We start from the raw sequence: 15,654 nt of genomic DNA, 5'->3' as shown, positions 1-15,654 counted from the left end.
TCGACGGTCTATCTGGAGAACGGCACGGTCAACGACGTGCTGAATGCGATCGACCTTGCCACCGGCGTGCAGAAAGCCACGATCGGCGCCAGTGGCACCGCAACGCTTGCGACCGCCACCGGCCAGTCGAACTCGACGATCAATACGTCCGGCCAGCTCAAGATCTCGACCGGCGTCAACGCCGATCTGTCGATCACCGGCACCGGCAACGCGCTGAACGTGTTCGGCCTCGCCGGCAACACCGGCAACGCGACCGCGTTCACCGCGGCCCGCACCTCCGGCATCGGCGGCATCGCCGGCAAGACCTTGACCTTCACCTCCTTCAACGGCGGCACGGCGGTCAACGTCACCTTCGGCGACGGCACCAACGGCACGGTCAAGACGCTCGATCAGCTCAACACCAAGCTGCAGGCCAACAACCTGTCGGCAACGATCGACGCCAACGGCTTGCTGACCATCACCGCATCCAACGACTACGCGTCATCGACGCTCGGCTCGACCGCGGCGGGTGGTGCGATCGGCGGCACGCTCACTTCGGCGCTGACCTTCTCGACGGCTTCCAACCCCGTTCAGGATGGCGTTGCCCAGACGGCCCGTGCGAACCTGGTGTCTCAGTACAACAACATCCTGAACCAGATCGACACGACCTCGCAGGACTCCTCGTTCAACGGCGTCAACCTCTTGAACGGCGACCAGCTCAAGCTGGTGTTCGACGAGACCGGCAAGTCGAGCCTCAACATCACCGGCGTGACCTACAACTCCAAGGGCCTGGGCCTTGCCGCGCTGACCGTCGGCGTCGACTTCATCGACAACGCCGCGGCCAACCGCGTGCTGACCAATTTGAACGCCGCGTCGAGCACGCTGCGCTCGGAAGCCTCGAGCCTCGGCTCGAACCTCTCGGTCGTTCAGATCCGTCAGGACTTCAACAAGAACCTGATCAACGTGCTGCAGACCGGCTCGTCCAACCTGACCCTGGCCGACACCAATGTGGAGGCCGCCAACAGCCAGGCGCTGTCGACCCGTCAGTCGATCGCGGTCTCCGCGCTGTCGCTGGCCAATACCTCGCAGCAGAGCGTGCTTCAGTTACTCAGATAATAAGCGACTGAAATAACTGGATAAAATCGAGCGGCGGGGCCATTTGCCCCGCCGCTCTTTTTTGCGTCCTGGGCGGGCAGGGGCGTTCACCCGCCATTAACCCTGTCCCTTAAACCGGCGTTAACCATACTTTAAAGGACACCTCCTAAAACTGGACAAAAGCCCGCTTTGCAGACCGCGCGGCCGATTCGTATCCGGTTCAAGAGGAAGACTCGCCAATGTCCAACATCGTTCTCTCGGCGTCCGTTCGCCAGAACCTGTTGTCGCTGCAGTCGACGGCCGACTTGCTGGCCACGACGCAGGAGCGGCTGTCGACCGGCAAGAAGGTCAACACCGCGCTCGACAATCCCACCAACTTCTTCACGGCGCAGGGGTTGGACAACCGGGCGAGCGACATCAGCAACCTGCTCGACGGCATCAATAACGGTGTCCAGGTGCTGCAGGCCGCCAACACCGGCATCACCTCGCTGCAGAAGCTGATCGACAGCGCGAAATCGATCGCCAACCAGGCGCTGCAGACCACGGTCGGCTACTCCACCAAGTCGAACGTCTCGACCACCATTCCCGGCGCGACGCCTGCAGACCTGCGCGGCACGACCTCCTATGCGAGCGCGACCGCCAAGAGCAACGTGCTTTATACCGGCGCCGCCGGCGGCGTGACCCCGGTTACGGGAACCGCCGCACTCGGCGCCTCGCTGGGCTCGAGCGCCGGCACGGTGGTCGGGTTCGCTGCGACCGCGGCTGACGGCACCACGGTGCTCAGCGGCACCGCCACGCTCGTCGGTACAACCGCGTCCACCACCTTCGGCGCTGCGCCCGCCGACGGCGATACCATCACTGTGAACGGCAAATCCATCACCTTCCGCACCGGTATTGCCCCGAGCACGCAGCCGACCGGCTGGGGCCTCGACGCCAGCGGCCACATCGCCACGGACGGCAACGGCAATTCGATCGTCTACGAGGGAACGCCGACCGCGCCCGGTGCGACTATCAACGACGTCCTCACCGCGATCGACCTCGCCAGCGGCGTCAAGACTGCAACCATCAGTGCAAGCGCGGCGACCATCGCCATCAGCGGCGCGGCCGGACCCGTCGGCACGCTCCAGACGGCATCATCCATCTCGGGAGGCGGCCAGATCACGCTGAAGAGCTCGACCGGCGCCGATCTCAGCCTGACCGGCAAGGCCGATTTCCTCAACAAGCTCGGTCTGACTGCGGCCACCGGCGCGGGCAATGCGAGCGTCACTGCGAACCGGTCGACGACCGCCGGCTCGCTCGGCACTCTCGTCCAGGACGGCTCGACGCTGAACATCGACGGTCACACCATCACCTTCAAGAACGCTCAGACGCCGCAATCGGCGGCGAGCGTGGCCACCGGCTATGGCGTCAGCGGCAACGTCGTCACCGACGGCAACGGCAACTCGACCGTCTATCTCCAGAGTGCGACGTTGACCGACCTGCTCAACTCGATCGACCTTGCCACCGGCGTCAAGACGGCCGGCATCTTCAACGGCGCGGCGACGCTGTCGACCACCGCGGGCCAGATCCCCTCGTCGGTCAACAGCAGCGGCCAGCTTGCGCTCTCCACCGGCATCAATTCCGACCTGTCGATCACCGGCACCGGCAATGCCCTGAGCGCCTTCGGCCTCAGCGGCAACACGGGAACGGCGACCGCCTTCACCGCGGCGCGCACCTCGGGCGTCGGCGGCGTCAGCGGCAAGACGCTGACCTTCTCTTCCTTCAACGGCGGTACGCCGGTCAACGTCACCTTCGGCGACGGCACCAACGGCACCGTCAAGACGCTCGATCAGCTGAACGTGCAATTGCAGGCGAACCACCTGACGGCGACGATCGATGCCAACGGCGTGCTGACGGTCACCACCGTCAACGAGTACGCGTCCTCGACCCTCGGTTCGACTGCTGCCGGCGGCGCGGTCGGTGGTACGCTCACCGGCGTGCTCGCCTTTACCACCGCGCAGCCACCGATCCAGGATCCCGTCGCGCAGACGGCGCGTTCGAGCCTGGTCAGCCAGTTCAACAATATCCTGGCGCAGATCGACACGACGTCGCAGGACTCGTCCTTCAACGGCATCAACCTGCTCAACGGCGATACGCTGAAGCTGGTCTTCAACGAGACCGGCAGCTCCACGCTCGGCATCAACGGCGTCGTGTTCAACGCGGCGGGTCTCGGTCTCAGCAATCTCGTTCCCGGCACGGATTTCATCGACAACGGCGCCACCAACAAGGTGCTGGCCAGCCTGAATGCCGCCTCGAGCAGGCTGCGCTCGGAGGGCTCTTCGCTCGGTTCGAATCTCTCGATCGTGCAGGTGCGTCAGGACTTCTCCAAGAACCTGATCAACGTGCTGCAGACCGGCTCGTCCAACCTGACGCTCGCCGACACCAACGAGGAAGCGGCCAACAGCCAGGCGCTGTCGACCCGCCAGTCGATCGCGGTCTCCGCGCTGTCGCTGGCCAACCAGTCGCAGCAGAGCGTGCTGCAGCTGCTCCGCTAATTTCGAGCGCCAGCTCGCTCTTCGAGATTTCGCGGCGGGGCTAACGCCCCGCCGTTCTTTTGAGGGAGATCGCTAAGACAAGATTAGCTGAGATCAGCACGCCTCGCGCGAAGCGCGTTTACATGGTGCGTGCGTGGATCTAGCGTTGCGCTGACGAAGAGCTCCGCGACCCGTAATTATCCGGAGTGCTTCCAAGCACACACGTAAGCAAATCTTAAGCGGTGCTGCCTAGGGTTGGGAAAGAAATCCTTAAGCGCTTACAACGCGCTAGGTAACCTCCAGGGTGTGATTGATGTCGAATTCCGCTGCCTCGGCTTATGCGCGTGTTGCAACGACCACCGCATCTCCTCGCGACATCGAGGCGCAGACTCTGCTGAAGGCCGCGAACAAGCTCCAGGATGCGGTGAACAATGCCGATCCGCTCAGCGAGCAGACCATGCAGGCCCTGATGTTCAACCGCAAGCTCTGGACCATCTTCCTGAGCGAGGCGATGCGCGACAACAACCCGCAGCCGATCGACGTCCGGCAGAAGATCGCCAACATCAGCGTGTTCGTGCTGAGCCAGACCGCCGCGCTCCAGATGAGCCCGCAGTTCGATCACTTCCGTCCGCTGATCGAGATCAACCGCAACATCGCTGCGGGCCTGTCCGGACGGCCGTGACGGGAACTCGTGATGGTCGACGTCACGAGCATCGGACCTGTCGTCTTTCAGCAATGACAATTTGACGCTGACCGGTGCCGGTCAGACGCAGGGCAGAACATCGTCACCGATCCCGCGATCGCGACGCGTGATCGTCAGGCGCTGACATCCGTGCTGAGCGGACGCGAGGGCTGCGACTTCAGATCCTCTGCGTGGAAATAGGCTCGCCGGCGCAGCATCGCTTCGTCGGGGAACTGATTGACCACCGCGTCGGTCCTGTCGTTGACGACCTGGAAAACGAAGGATGCGGCCGCCTGGTCGAACACGACCTGGCGCGAGATGTTCTCGTGGTTCGGCAGATCATTGCGCACGGGCGCGCTCGTATCCGCCGCGGCGACCGTCTGGCTCACCGGAAGATCAGTTTGCACAGCCTCGTTCGCCGCCACGCTGGACGTCGTTACGATCTGCACGGGGGCCGGGATCCCCACCGGCCTGATGCTGAAATCTGTACTCATGGCAGCCTCCTGGTTGCCTCACGTGAGTCAAATCCCAACCCCTCTCATAACGCAACCATGGAACACCAGGACTAAAGACCCGGTAAGGAAACGTGCCTAACCGCGCGACGAAATCGCCGCGCGGTTTTTCGTAAAATTGTCGGTTGTTTTCGTGTGCGCTCAGAGCGAGCGGCTGACCGCGAGCGGGGTGATGTGGCGCGGGCCTGGAGCTGCGCGACGACCTGCGGCCGTATAGGTGTTCGGCACGTTGCGCTTCTGGATCTCGGCATTGACGCCGCGCACGACGCTTTCGGAAACCGCGTGCGCGGTCGCGAGCACGGTGAGATTGACCTGGAGCATCGCGCGGAATGCATCGTGGTGGCGATGCAGCGTCGAGAGCAGCTCCGGCGCGGACTTCGCGAGTTGAGGCTGATTGGCCTTCAGCTGGCTGACGGCACCGACATAGTTTCGCGAGAGCTCCTGCTTCTTGCTCTCGAGCATCATCGCCTCGCGGACCTTGCCGGCGCGAACCAGCTCGGTCTCGCGCTCGATCAGTCCGAGCAGGGCGCTCATCGCATCCATCAGGTCTTCGGCGAGCTTGCGCGCCTCGGCGCTGCCGGGCGCGGTGTTCGGACGCTGGGCCTGCATCGGCTGACGTGAGGCGTTGAAATGGTTCATCTCGATTGACCTTATGCCGTGCGGATCGTTTTCGCCTGCTGCATGATGAGGGTGCGGTAGACTTCGCTGGCGATGCCGACGCCGCCGGCATTGGCGAAGGTCTTGGAATATTGCTCGGTCAGCATCGAGCGCCACACGCCGGTGCCGGGCGTGTCGCCGAACGGGCCTTCGCCCTTCAGGCCCGAGGTCATCTGCGAGAACATGCTGTTGAGGAACATCGCCTCGAAATCGGTGGCGGTCTTCTGCGCCTTGGCCTGCTGCTTCGGCGAGACCTTTTGCAGAGCGCTCGCGAGATCGAAATCAGGCCGGCCGTTGCGGCTCTCGACCGAGAAGGCCGAGGAGTTGGCGACACGCGGGGTGTTGATCGTGCTGGTCTGCATCACATCACCTCGATGTCGGCTTCGATGGCGCCGGCGGCTTTGATCGCCTGGAGGATGCTGATCATGTCGCGCGGGCCGATGCCGAGGCCGTTGAGGCCGTCGACGAGCTGCTGGAGCGAGACGCCGTCCTTGACCACGGCCAGCTTCTTGCCGTCCTCGGTGACCGTGACGCTGCTGCGTGGCGCGACCACGGTTCGGCCGCGCGACAGCGGGTTGGGCTGGCTGACCTGGGGGCTCTCGGAGATGGTGACGGTGAGGTTGCCCTGCGCCACCGCGACGGTGGCGACGCGGACGTCGCGGCCCATCACGATGATGCCGCTGCGTTCGTCGATGATGATCTTGGCGGCCAGATCGGGATCGACCTGCAGCTGCTCGATCTCGGTGAGGAACGCGACGACGTTGCCCTTGAACTCCGGCGGGATCGAGAGCTGCACCGTCGAGGGATCGACCGGTTCGGCGGACTTCACGCCGAGATAGTCGTTGATGGCGGCCGCGATGCGCTTGGCGGTGGTGAAGTCGGCGTTGCGCAGCGCCAGGCGCACGTTCGGCAGGCGGTTGAGCGCGAACTCGATCTCGCGCTCGATGATGGCGCCGTTCGCGATGCGTCCCACGGTCGGAACGCCGCGCACGATCTTGGCCGCCTCGCCCTCGGCCTGGAAGCCGGAGATCGCGAGCGAGCCCTGCGCCACCGCGTAGACGTTGCCGTCGGCGCCTAACAGGGGGGTGACGAGCAGGGTGCCGCCCTGGAGGTTCTTGGCATCGCCGAGCGCGGAGACGGTAACGTCCATGCGTGTGCCCTGGGTGGCGAACGCCGGCAGATTGCCCGTGACCATCACGGCGGCGACGTTGCCGGTGCGGATGGTGGCGCCGCGGATGTTGACGCCCATGCGCTCGAGCATCGCCTGCAGCGACTGCTTGGTGAAGGGGATGTTGTTGAGCGTGTCGCCGGTGCCGTTGAGGCCGACGACGAGGCCGTAGCCGATGAGCTGGTTCTGCCGCACGCCCTCGATGTTGGCGAGGTCCTTGATGCGCGAGGTCGCAGCCGCCGGCGCGACCGAGAGCGCAAGCGCCGATAGCGCAGCGCAGGCCACCCCAACAATCCTCACCCAACGAACGCCTGACATCCCCTGCTCCCCAAAGGTCCCCAAAAGGGGCGCCTCAAATCGGAAAGACCTGCACGACGCTCCCATGACGAGCTGGTCCGACGCTGTCCTTGCGAGGGCTGTGCCAACACAGGCCAGCGAGGGTAGGTGGCTGAATAGGTTGAATAAATCTGTCTGGACCGATGTCAGCCGGCGTTCGCCCTGAGGAGCGAAAATGCCGCCTGTCGGCAGATTTTGCCGGGCCGTTTACGCGCCGTTAACCATAAGACGGCGAAGGTGGGGCATCGATCACCCGGATTCCTTCCGATGCGCATCTACGGACCGAATGGCACCACGCTTGGAACGCCGGCCAGCCAGGCCAGGCGGACCGGCTCCGGCACCTTCGTGCTGCCCGACGCCTCGTCAGCGCAGGAGACGCGGAGCGCCGCCGCACCAAAGGCTGCCGCCAACATCGACGGGCTGCTTGCCTTGCAAGGTGTCGAGGAGGATCCGGTCGAGCGTCGCAAGCGCTCGGTCACGCGCGGCAGGACTGCGCTCGACGTGCTCGACGATCTCAAGATGGGCCTATTGTCCGGCAATCTCGACGCCTCGACCGTAATGCGGCTGCGGGATGCCGCGGCGAACCTGAAATCGTCCTCGGGCGATGCGGGTCTCGATGCGGTGCTTGCCGAGATCGAGCTGCGCGTCGAGGTCGAGCTGGCGAAGGCCGGGCAGGCGTAACCTCCGGCTGCGCCTACGCCGCTTCCTCCTTCTGCTGCGCATCATAGCGGCGCTGGGCGGCGAGAACGTCTTTCAGATTCTGCTCGGCCCAATCGCGCAGCGGATCAACGGCGCCGGCGAGCGTCAGCCCGAGCTGCGTGATCGAATACTCCACCGTCACGGGTACGGTCGCGATGGCGTGGCGCTTGAGCAGGCCGTCGCGTTCGAGCGATTTGAGAACCTGGCTCAGCATCTTCTGCGAAATGCCTTCGATCGTGCGGCGCAGCTGATTGAAGCGCATCGGCTCCTCGCGCAGCAGCAGGAGGATCAGCACCGCCCATTTGTCGCCGACGCGGTCGAGGATCTGGCGGGTGGGGCAGTTTGCTGCGTAGACGTCGGGTTTCATCGTCGGTCCTCAGAGTTCGTTCGGTCGCTTGCGGTCCGGGCGTCGGTCGCGAGGGCGCTGGGTTAAGCGCCCGGGTTACCCCGGCGTAATCAGGTAAGCACAAAGTGCTCTCTTAACACCAGCATTCTTTTTGATATCTAGTCGCTATTGGTTACCCACAGAAGCGAAGGAGCCTTCATGAAAATCGCAGTTGCCGGCGCCTCGGGCCGGGCCGGGTCGGAGATCATCAAGGAACTGTCCCGCCGCGGCCACGCGGTCACCGCCATCGCCCGCAACCCGGAGAAGATCGCGGCGCTGCCGAACGTCACGCCCACCAAGGGAGACGTGCTCGACCAGGCCGGCCTTGCCAAGCTGTGGGCCGGCCACGACGTCGCCGTGAGTTCCGTGCACTTCCTGGCCAGCGACGCGCGCAAGCTGATCGGCGCGGCGAAGGACGCCAAGGTTGGCCGTTATCTCGTGGTCGGCGGCGCCGGCAGTCTTGAGGTCGCGCCGGGCGTGAAGCTGGTCACGACTCCCAATTTTCCGGCCCAGTACAAGGCGGAAGCCGAGGCCGGCTCGGCCTTCCTCGACCTGTTGCGGCAGGACAAGGAGTTGAACTGGACCTTCATTTCGCCGTCCGCGCTGTTCGTCGAGGGGGAACGCACGGGCAAGTTCCGGCTCGGGACCGATCAGCTTCTCGCAGATGCGAACGGCAAGAGCTGGATCACTTTCGCCGACTACGCCATCGCGCTCGCCGACGAGATCGAGCGGCCGGCCCATCTGCGGCAGCGTTTCACGGTCGGATACTAGGCCTTCCGGCGCCCCCGGGCCCTCCAGGATAAACCTTCCTGTGCAAGGGCTTGAGGGTACCGGCCGGGCCCTCAGGGAAAGATTGTCTGTCACAGGAGGCCGCTATATAACGCCCCGCTCAACGGACCCTGTTTCCGTTGCGAGTCGTTGCTTAGACAGATAGGCCGCCCTTGGAAAAGTTGAAAAACTACCGACCGACCGAAAAAGAGCCTTTCATGAACGACCGGCAGAAGGAGTACTTCCGTTTGAAGCTCCTTGCCTGGAAGGATGAGATCCTCAAAGAGTCCAAGCTCACCCTGCAGGCTCTGCAGGAGGAGAACGTGAACCACCCCGATCTTGCCGATCGGGCATCGTCCGAAACCGACCGCGCCATCGAACTCCGCGCCCGCGACCGCCAGCGCAAGTTGATCGCCAAGATCGACGCCGCGCTCCAGCGCATCGAGGACAACACCTATGGCTATTGCGAGGACACCGGCGAGCCGATCTCGTTGAAGCGGCTCGAGGCCCGGCCCATCGCGACGCTCTCGGTGGAAGCGCAGGAGCGCCACGAGAAACGCGAGAAGGTCTATCGCGACGAATAGAGACGGAGCCGCAGCGATGCGGCTCTTTTGTTTTTGTGGCGTAAGGTGCGCTGTTTCGCGCCGCGTTCGGCGTTTGCCTGCCGCTTGAACGCCGCCTCTCCGGCGCGTAGATTCGCGCCGCCATGATGATTTGCACTCTCAACATCGCATCGGTCTTCTTCCTGGGTTGAGCGCAGGCGCCTCCGCCGCGGAGGCATTGCGTCCCGCGAGCCCGGCTTGCGGATTCCCACCGATCGACCCAGCCGGTTCCGCAGCGAGCGGACCATGAGGGCTGGGCGAGGCATCGAGAGATCATCATGACCGCCGTTCCCCGCGCGTTGGACGACGCGCAAATTGCCCAATTCATCCGCGACGGCTTTGTCCGGATCGACAATGCTTTCCCCCGTGAGCTCGCCGAGGCGGCCCGCGTCATCATGTGGCGCGATCTGCCGTGCAGCGAGCACGACCCCGCGAGCTGGACCCGGCCCGTGGTGCGGCTGCCCTATTATGGCGACCCGCCGTTCCGCGATGCCATCAACACCGCATTGCTCCATGCAGCCTTCGACCAGATCGTCGGGCAGGGGCGATGGCGGCCGCGGCGCGACATTGGCACCTTTCCGGTGCGCTTCCCGCATCCCGACGACCCCGGCGATGCCGGCTGGCACGTCGATCTCAGCTTTCCCGGCGAGGATGACAACCCAAACGAAGCGCAGGATCACATGGCCTGGCGCGTCAACGTCACCTCGCGCGGGCGGGCGTTGCTGCTGCTGTTCCTGTTCTCCGACATCGGTGACGACGATGCGCCGACGCGGATCCGGGTCGGCTCGCATATGCCGATGGCGCGCTATCTGGCACCGGCCGGCGATGCGGGGCGAGCGCACATGATGCTTGAGCAGATGGGGGCCGATTGTCCGGTTGTCCTTGCGACCGGTGCGGCCGGCACGGTCTATCTCTGCCATCCCTTCCTGGTTCATGCCGCGCAGAAGCATCAGGGAACGCGACCGCGCTTCCTGGCGCAGCCGCCGCTGCATCTCGCCGAGCCATACCGGCTGGAGCGAAGCGAGGGCGACTACTCGCCGGTCGAGGTCGCCATCCGCATCGCACTCGGACGCAATTGAGGGACGCTCTCGGCGTTGTGGCGCACGCTTGTGCCACAACGCCCCTGTCGTGTGACGACGGTTGGTTTGATCGCGAAAAATGAATCGCGATCAATGGGCTAGAGTCAAATCCTCCGTGCTCACGTGAGTTCGCATGAGAAAAAGCTTTCACTTCAGGTGCGGGACGTTTTGCGAGTCGCATCAAAGAGATCGACCGGCATCTTGAGACGGCGGCGCAGCGGCTTCATGCATCGCTGCAATCAGGGTTCTCGTGCCGCGCGGGCGCATGGGCCTCTGGCGCGTGGCTCCATAAAGACCGGACCGACTCAATTTTTCCTTAAGCGGCGGGCTCCCCCCGTAATCGACCCGGCCGAGCGCCGAGCGGCGCTTGTCAGGCCCGGGTTGGAATGCTGAAGTGTCGCCCACAATTGCGTAGCGTGGGAGGCGGCGCCGATGGACAAGATTCTCGAAGCCGCGAAGGCGATCGCGCTGGCGCGCCGCAACCATGCGCCGCTTGCGGCGCTGGAACGTCCGCCGATGGATGAAGCCGAGGGCTATCAGGTCCAGCGCGCGCTGCATGATCTGCTGCTGGCGCATGCCGGGCCGCTGGTCGGCTACAAGATCGGCTGCACAAGCCAGGTGATGCAGGACTATATCGGCATCCCCCACCCCTGCGGCGGCGGCGTGTTCCAGAAGGGCGTGCATGACAGCGGGGCCAAGCTCGCCGCCTCGAACTATGTCCGGGTCGGCGTCGAATGCGAGATCGCGGTCCGGCTGAAGCGCAACCTTGCCGCCGGCGAGGCGCCGTTCACGGCCGAATGGGTCGGCGAGGCCGTTGAAAGCTATCAGCCCGCCATCGAGATCGTCGACGACCGCTATGTGAAGTGGGAGACCATGGGCGCCCCGACCCTGATCGCCGACGATTTCTTCGCCGCCGGCTGCGTGCTGGGCCCGTCGGTTCCGCGCTCGTCCGTGCCGGACCTGAAGGCGGTCAAGGGCCGCGCCATCGTCAACGGCGAGGAGGTCAGCCAAGGCTCCGGCGCCGACGTGCTCGGCCATCCGCACAACGCGCTCGCCTGGCTCGCCAACCATCTCGCCGCCGAGGGCAAGGGACTGCACGCGGGGCAACTCGTGCTCACCGGCAGCCTGGTCAAGACGCTGTGGCTGAAGGCCGGCGACAAGGTGCGGATGGAGCTGGACGGGCTGGGCGTGGTGGAGGCGGAGTTTACGTGAGGGGCAGAAGTTGCTTCGGCGTCATTGCGGAGTCGGCGCAGCCGCGTCGATATACGGGCCGGACCTGCGATTGCGCGATGACCACCGCTCAAAATACATGCGGCCCTCGCCAGGGGAGCTAGCGAGGGCCGCGTTGTACATCGTCGTTCGCGCCTAGGTTCGCGAACACGATGTGGGAGCTCGGGAGAATTTAGAAGGGCAGCAGCACGTCCATGACTTGCTGGCCGTAGCGCGGCTGCTGCACGTCCATGATCTGGCCGCGGCCGCCATAGGCGATGCGGGCCTGCGCGATCTTGGTGGAATCGATGGTGTTGTCGCTCTGGATGTCCTCGGGGCGGACGATGCCGGCGACCACGAGCTCGCGGATCTCGTAGTTGACGCGGATCTCCTGCTTGCCCTCGACCACGAGGTTGCCGTTCGGCAGCACCTGGGTGACGACCGCGGCGACGTTGGTCTGCAAGGCTTCCGTACGGTTGACCGAGCCCTTGCCGTCGCTGGAGGCGGAGGAGTCCGCCGTGAGGATGCGACCGGGCAGCACTTTTTGCGCCTGCGCGCCGAGCGTCTTGGCGCCGATGAAGTCGGTGATGCCGGAATCTTCCGAATTGGTGCGGCTGCGCTGGGTCTCGTTGGCGATGTTGGCCTTGTCCGTGATGTTGACCGTCACGGTCAGGAGGTCGCCGACCTGGCGGGCGCGCTGGTCCTTGAAGAAGGCGCGGCTGCCGTTGCGCCACAGCGAGTTCGGATTGTAGGAGGCGACTTCCGGCTTCGGCATCGGCATCTGCACCGGCTTGTAGCCGGGCTGCGTCGTCGGATTGTCGATCGCCGACAGTTTCGGCTGCTCGCCGATCTGCGACAGGCGGTCGATCGAGGAGCAGCCGCCCAGCGCGCAGGAGGTCAGCAGCAGGGCAGAGATCGCGATGCGACGAAGACGGTAAGCCGAACTGAACGAGGACATGACGAACTCTTACTTTGCTTGAGCTTGCGAGACGCGAGCTTGCGGGATCTGGGCTTCTGCGATCTGGGCGGGCGAGGCGGGGGCCTGCACCAGGTTCCGCAGGAGTGCTGCGGTGTCGACGGGGGCCGGCGCTTCATCGCGCTTGAGCGAGGAGGTCTGCTCGACCGCGGGCGCCATCGGCGCGGATTGGCTCGCGCCCTGGATCGTCACCTGGCCACGGCCGGTGACGACCCCGGTCAGGGTGCGCTTGGATTGCAGATTGAGGACGCTGACGGTGTCGCCTTCGGCGCCGCTCTCGATCGCCTTGCCGCGTGTGGTGAGGTAGAGGCCCGGCGCCTGGAAGATGACGGTCACGGCCTGGTCGCGCACCACGAAATCGGGCTTGACGACGTCGGCGGCACGAAGCGGCGTGCCCGCCCGCATCGCCCGGCGCAGCTGCATGCCGACGCTGCGATCGCGCGAGGCCGGCTCGCCGGTGATCTCGGCCTTCGGCCGGCGCTCCAACGCGACGTCGGAAGCCTTCAGCGTGTCGGTACGGTCGATGTCGCGCGTCAGCACGGCCACTTCCACCGTTTCGATCGCGGTGCCCGAGAAGCGCAGCTTGGTCGGGCTCGCATTGGTGTCGTTGGCGATCTCGAAGGCGATGTCGAAGCGACCGCTGCGCGCGTCGTAGCGGGTCGCGACCGGCTGCAGCGCGCCGCTGTTGGAGGCATCCAGCCGCATTTCGGCACCGCCGCGGTCGAACGTGACGGTGATGTTGGCGGCGTCCCCGAGGCCGAAGCGGCGCTCGAGTGCCGAAGCGACCGCGTTCTCGATATCCTTGCTCGCGAGCGTGCGGGCGAGGCGGGTGACCTGGACCTCCTTGATGTCGCCGGTCATCACGCCGATCACCTGCTTGGCACGGAGCACGCTCAGGACGTGCGCGACCGGCAGCGCGCCGGTGGTGCCGAGATCGGGCGAGCGGTAGACCGGGATCAGCGCGGCCGATCCGGCATTGTCGATGAGATCGCCGACCCGCACCACGTCCGAGGTCACGGTGACGCTTGCGCGCAGTGTCGGCGCGGCGATGAAATCGTCCGCGGCCGCTGCCGGCAAGGCCAGCGCGAGCAGGGTGGAGATCGTGGCGAGTGTGGCGCGGATCATCGTCATTGCTTCAGTGTCATTGCTTCAGACTTGGCCTCAGCGGAACAGCGCCGTGGTCGATTGCATCATCTGGTCGGCGGCGCTGATCACCTTGGCGTTCATCTCGTAGGCGCGCTGGGCGGCGATCAGGTCGCTCATCTCCGACACGACGTCGACATTGGCCTGCTCGAGGCTGCCTTGCGTGATGTTGCCGTAGCCTTCCGCGCTCGCCGTGCCGTCCTGGGGCGGGCCGGAGGAGGGCGTCTCGACGAACTGATTGTTGCCGACCGGCTGCAGGCCCGCCTTGTTGATGAAGCGGGTCAGGCCGAGCTGGCCCTGGATGGTGGAGGTCGACGAGCCCGGCAGCGTCACCGAAACCTGGCCCTGCACGTTGACCGTGAGGCCCGAGGCGTTTTGCGGGATCGTGATCGTCGGCTGCACCGGGTTGCCCTGCGCAGTGACGACGCGGCCCTGATTGTCCATCTGGAAGGTGCCGTCGCGGGTGTACTGGTAGCTGCCGTCGGGCATCAGGATCTTGAAAAAGCCTTCGCCCGAGATCGCAAGGTCGAGATCGTTGCCGGTCTGCGACAGCGTGCCCTGCGTCATGCTGCGCGGCGTGCCGACGGTCTTGACGCCGCCGCCGATGTCGACGCCGACGGGCAGGATGGTGCCCTGGTCCGAGGCCTGCGCGCCGACGCGGCGCACGTGCTCGTAGATCAGGTCCTGGAATGCCGCGGTCTGCTTCTTGAAGCCGGTGGTGCGCAGGTTGGCGATGTTGTTGGAGATCACCTGAACGTTGAGTTCCTGTGCCGCCATTCCGGTCGCTGCGGTGTGAAGTGCCTGCATCTCAGTTCTCCTTCAATCAGGCCGGAACGTCGGCGAGCTTTTCGATCGCCGATTTGTGGAGGTCGCTCTGCTGCTGCAGCAGGTTGGCGATGGCGGTGTAGCTGCGCATGACTTCGACCATGCGGGTCATCTCGCCGACCGAATTCACATTCGACTTCTCGATGTAGCCCTGCTCCACGGTGGACTTGGTGGCGGGCTGCACGGTCGCGGAGCCGGTGTCATAGAGATTGGCGCCGAGCTTGGTCAGCTTGGCCGGATTGTCGAACGACACCATCTTGATCTTGCCGCGGATCGAGTCGGTCTTCGCCGTGCCCTCGAGCACCGTGATGGTGCCGTCTGGGGCGATGTTGATGTCGTGGTCGGTCGGCTGGAAGGTGATCGGGCCGCCGGTGCCGAGCACGAGGTTGCCGTCGGAGGTCACGAGCTGGCCGGTCGAGTTGAGCGAGAACTTGCCGTCGCGGGTGTAGCGCTCGCCGCCATTGACCTGCACGGCGAAATAGGCATCGCCGCTGATCGCCATGTCGAGCGGGTTCTTGGTCATCTCCATCGGCCCCGGGCCGACGTCGCGGAAGGTGCCGCGGTCCTGCACATAGGAGACGCGGCGGTCGGCGCCGATGAAATTGTCCTCACGCGCGTTCGAGTTGAGAAACTCCTCGAACAGCGAATGATCGGCCTTGAAGCCGTTGGTATTGGCATTGGCGACGTTGTTGGCGATGACATCCATCTGCCGTTCCAACGTCATCTGCCGTGACAAGCCGATCAGAAGCGCGTTCTGCATCGGAAATCTCCCCTGAGTGAGGCCTGCCATTTCGCTCTCCCAAGCGCCTTGGCCGACCCCGTGATCGAGACCTTCAGGTTCTCCCAAACCTTGGGGTCTCGGCCCTCTCTTAGCGAAAGCCGTGCCAACTCAGAAAATTGTGTGATTTCAATATCTTTGCCGATTTCGGAGGGGCGCGGGAGGGCGGCAGAAAGGTTCTGTTAGCCATGTCTGCCCGGCAGATTTTTCCTAGCGGAAGCCTAATTGAAAGATTCCGTTAACCATTA

The 15,654-nt window shown here is 64.7% G+C and carries 17 protein-coding genes; 8 read left to right on the top strand and 9 right to left on the bottom strand.

Going from position 1 to position 15,654, the window contains the following annotated elements; translation table 11 throughout:
* From RPS27_RS08920 to flaF, 3 genes are all read left to right on the top strand, one after another.
* Window positions 1-1,095, top strand: a 1,095-nt coding sequence (locus RPS27_RS08920; RefSeq protein WP_313753971.1) for a DUF1522 domain-containing protein, incomplete at its 5' end; no start/stop codon positions are given.
* Window positions 1,096-1,313: 218 nt separating this feature from the next.
* Complete coding sequence (locus RPS27_RS08915; RefSeq protein ID WP_194403247.1) at window positions 1,314-3,608, top strand: DUF1522 domain-containing protein; 2,295 nt, start codon at window positions 1,314-1,316, stop codon at window positions 3,606-3,608.
* 292 nt (window positions 3,609-3,900) lie between these two features.
* The gene (flaF, locus tag RPS27_RS08910; protein ID WP_008554779.1) at window positions 3,901-4,269 is read left to right on the top strand and encodes a flagellar biosynthesis regulator FlaF; all 369 of its coding nucleotides are present in this window, start codon (window positions 3,901-3,903) and stop codon (window positions 4,267-4,269) included.
* Between the two features lie 134 nt (window positions 4,270-4,403).
* On the opposite strand, the gene RPS27_RS08905 is transcribed toward flaF, so the two are convergent.
* The 4 genes from RPS27_RS08905 to RPS27_RS08890 all read right to left on the bottom strand — a co-directional run bounded on the left by RPS27_RS08905 (window position 4,404) and on the right by RPS27_RS08890 (window position 6,924).
* The gene (locus tag RPS27_RS08905) at window positions 4,404-4,763 is read right to left on the bottom strand and encodes a hypothetical protein (RefSeq protein ID WP_194403246.1); all 360 of its coding nucleotides are present in this window, start codon (window positions 4,761-4,763) and stop codon (window positions 4,404-4,406) included.
* 159 nt (window positions 4,764-4,922) lie between these two features.
* Entirely contained in the window at window positions 4,923-5,420 is a 498-nt protein-coding gene (locus tag RPS27_RS08900) for a hypothetical protein (protein WP_194403245.1), read from the bottom strand.
* 11 nt (window positions 5,421-5,431) lie between these two features.
* Entirely contained in the window at window positions 5,432-5,800 is a 369-nt protein-coding gene (flgJ, locus tag RPS27_RS08895) for a flagellar assembly peptidoglycan hydrolase FlgJ (RefSeq protein ID WP_211418869.1), read from the bottom strand.
* The gene (locus RPS27_RS08890; protein WP_313753970.1) at window positions 5,800-6,924 is read right to left on the bottom strand and encodes a flagellar basal body P-ring protein FlgI; all 1,125 of its coding nucleotides are present in this window, start codon (window positions 6,922-6,924) and stop codon (window positions 5,800-5,802) included. The genes flgJ and RPS27_RS08890 overlap by 1 nt, the downstream gene beginning before the upstream one ends.
* A 285-nt stretch (window positions 6,925-7,209) precedes the next feature.
* On the opposite strand from RPS27_RS08890, the gene RPS27_RS08885 reads away from it, so the two are divergent.
* Complete coding sequence (locus RPS27_RS08885) at window positions 7,210-7,623, top strand: flagellar assembly protein FliX (protein WP_194403242.1); 414 nt, start codon at window positions 7,210-7,212, stop codon at window positions 7,621-7,623.
* A 13-nt stretch (window positions 7,624-7,636) separates the two neighbouring features.
* Here the strand turns inward: RPS27_RS08885 and RPS27_RS08880 are convergent, their stop codons facing one another.
* Window positions 7,637-8,008 (bottom strand): winged helix-turn-helix transcriptional regulator, encoded by a 372-nt coding sequence (locus tag RPS27_RS08880; RefSeq protein ID WP_128917938.1) that lies wholly within the window; start codon window positions 8,006-8,008, stop codon window positions 7,637-7,639.
* Window positions 8,009-8,185: 177 nt separating this feature from the next.
* Here RPS27_RS08880 and RPS27_RS08875 point away from each other — a divergent pair, with 177 nt between their 5' ends.
* The 4 genes from RPS27_RS08875 (at window position 8,186) to RPS27_RS08860 (ending at window position 11,687) form a co-directional block, all read left to right on the top strand.
* A complete protein-coding gene (locus RPS27_RS08875) occupies window positions 8,186-8,797 on the top strand; it encodes an NAD(P)-dependent oxidoreductase (protein ID WP_313753969.1) in 612 nt (203 codons plus the stop codon).
* Between the two features lie 215 nt (window positions 8,798-9,012).
* Complete coding sequence (gene dksA, locus RPS27_RS08870) at window positions 9,013-9,378, top strand: RNA polymerase-binding protein DksA (RefSeq protein WP_008554760.1); 366 nt, start codon at window positions 9,013-9,015, stop codon at window positions 9,376-9,378.
* 296 nt (window positions 9,379-9,674) lie between these two features.
* A complete protein-coding gene (locus tag RPS27_RS08865) occupies window positions 9,675-10,475 on the top strand; it encodes a phytanoyl-CoA dioxygenase family protein (RefSeq protein WP_285807058.1) in 801 nt (266 codons plus the stop codon).
* A 432-nt stretch (window positions 10,476-10,907) separates the two neighbouring features.
* The gene (locus RPS27_RS08860) at window positions 10,908-11,687 is read left to right on the top strand and encodes a fumarylacetoacetate hydrolase family protein (protein WP_313753968.1); all 780 of its coding nucleotides are present in this window, start codon (window positions 10,908-10,910) and stop codon (window positions 11,685-11,687) included.
* Window positions 11,688-11,877: 190 nt separating this feature from the next.
* On the opposite strand, the gene flgH is transcribed toward RPS27_RS08860, so the two are convergent.
* Genes flgH through flgF form a run of 4 tightly spaced genes read right to left on the bottom strand, consistent with a single transcriptional unit; the run spans window position 11,878 to window position 15,388 of the window.
* Window positions 11,878-12,642: a flagellar basal body L-ring protein FlgH gene (gene flgH / locus RPS27_RS08855; RefSeq protein WP_211418874.1), complete on the bottom strand. Its 765-nt coding sequence runs from the start codon at window positions 12,640-12,642 to the stop codon at window positions 11,878-11,880.
* Between the two features lie 9 nt (window positions 12,643-12,651).
* Window positions 12,652-13,785: a flagellar basal body P-ring formation chaperone FlgA gene (gene flgA / locus RPS27_RS08850; RefSeq protein ID WP_313753967.1), complete on the bottom strand. Its 1,134-nt coding sequence runs from the start codon at window positions 13,783-13,785 to the stop codon at window positions 12,652-12,654.
* Between the two features lie 36 nt (window positions 13,786-13,821).
* On the bottom strand, window positions 13,822-14,610 hold the full coding sequence (gene flgG, locus RPS27_RS08845) for a flagellar basal-body rod protein FlgG (protein ID WP_194403236.1): 789 nt from the start codon (window positions 14,608-14,610) through the stop codon (window positions 13,822-13,824).
* Window positions 14,611-14,626: 16 nt separating this feature from the next.
* A complete protein-coding gene (gene flgF, locus RPS27_RS08840) occupies window positions 14,627-15,388 on the bottom strand; it encodes a flagellar basal-body rod protein FlgF (RefSeq protein WP_211418876.1) in 762 nt (253 codons plus the stop codon).
* Window positions 15,389-15,654 lie beyond the last annotated feature (266 nt).

It is taken from the genome of Bradyrhizobium sp. WYCCWR 12699, assembly GCF_032144035.1.
Lineage (GTDB): Bacteria > Pseudomonadota > Alphaproteobacteria > Rhizobiales > Xanthobacteraceae > Bradyrhizobium.
Note: the sequence above shows the minus strand (reverse complement) of the source record. Positions and strands in the feature narration are given on the sequence as shown.

Bases quoted from the DNA above. Each gene is read 5' to 3' on its own strand.
- RPS27_RS08915 (WP_194403247.1), top strand. From the start codon at position 1,314: ATGTCCAACATCGTTCTCTCGGCGTCCGTTCGCCAGAACCTGTTGTCG.
- flaF (WP_008554779.1), top strand. From the start codon at position 3,901: ATGTCGAATTCCGCTGCCTCGGCTTATGCGCGTGTTGCAACGACCACC.
- RPS27_RS08905 (WP_194403246.1), bottom strand. From the start codon at position 4,763: ATGAGTACAGATTTCAGCATCAGGCCGGTGGGGATCCCGGCCCCCGTG.
- RPS27_RS08900 (WP_194403245.1), bottom strand. From the start codon at position 5,420: ATGAACCATTTCAACGCCTCACGTCAGCCGATGCAGGCCCAGCGTCCG.
- flgJ (WP_211418869.1), bottom strand. From the start codon at position 5,800: ATGCAGACCAGCACGATCAACACCCCGCGTGTCGCCAACTCCTCGGCC.
- RPS27_RS08890 (WP_313753970.1), bottom strand. From the start codon at position 6,924: ATGTCAGGCGTTCGTTGGGTGAGGATTGTTGGGGTGGCCTGCGCTGCG.
- RPS27_RS08885 (WP_194403242.1), top strand. From the start codon at position 7,210: ATGCGCATCTACGGACCGAATGGCACCACGCTTGGAACGCCGGCCAGC.
- RPS27_RS08880 (WP_128917938.1), bottom strand. From the start codon at position 8,008: ATGAAACCCGACGTCTACGCAGCAAACTGCCCCACCCGCCAGATCCTC.
- RPS27_RS08875 (WP_313753969.1), top strand. From the start codon at position 8,186: ATGAAAATCGCAGTTGCCGGCGCCTCGGGCCGGGCCGGGTCGGAGATC.
- dksA (WP_008554760.1), top strand. From the start codon at position 9,013: ATGAACGACCGGCAGAAGGAGTACTTCCGTTTGAAGCTCCTTGCCTGG.
- RPS27_RS08865 (WP_285807058.1), top strand. From the start codon at position 9,675: ATGACCGCCGTTCCCCGCGCGTTGGACGACGCGCAAATTGCCCAATTC.
- RPS27_RS08860 (WP_313753968.1), top strand. From the start codon at position 10,908: ATGGACAAGATTCTCGAAGCCGCGAAGGCGATCGCGCTGGCGCGCCGC.
- flgH (WP_211418874.1), bottom strand. From the start codon at position 12,642: ATGTCCTCGTTCAGTTCGGCTTACCGTCTTCGTCGCATCGCGATCTCT.
- flgA (WP_313753967.1), bottom strand. From the start codon at position 13,785: ATGATCCGCGCCACACTCGCCACGATCTCCACCCTGCTCGCGCTGGCC.
- flgG (WP_194403236.1), bottom strand. From the start codon at position 14,610: ATGCAGGCACTTCACACCGCAGCGACCGGAATGGCGGCACAGGAACTC.
- flgF (WP_211418876.1), bottom strand. From the start codon at position 15,388: ATGCAGAACGCGCTTCTGATCGGCTTGTCACGGCAGATGACGTTGGAA.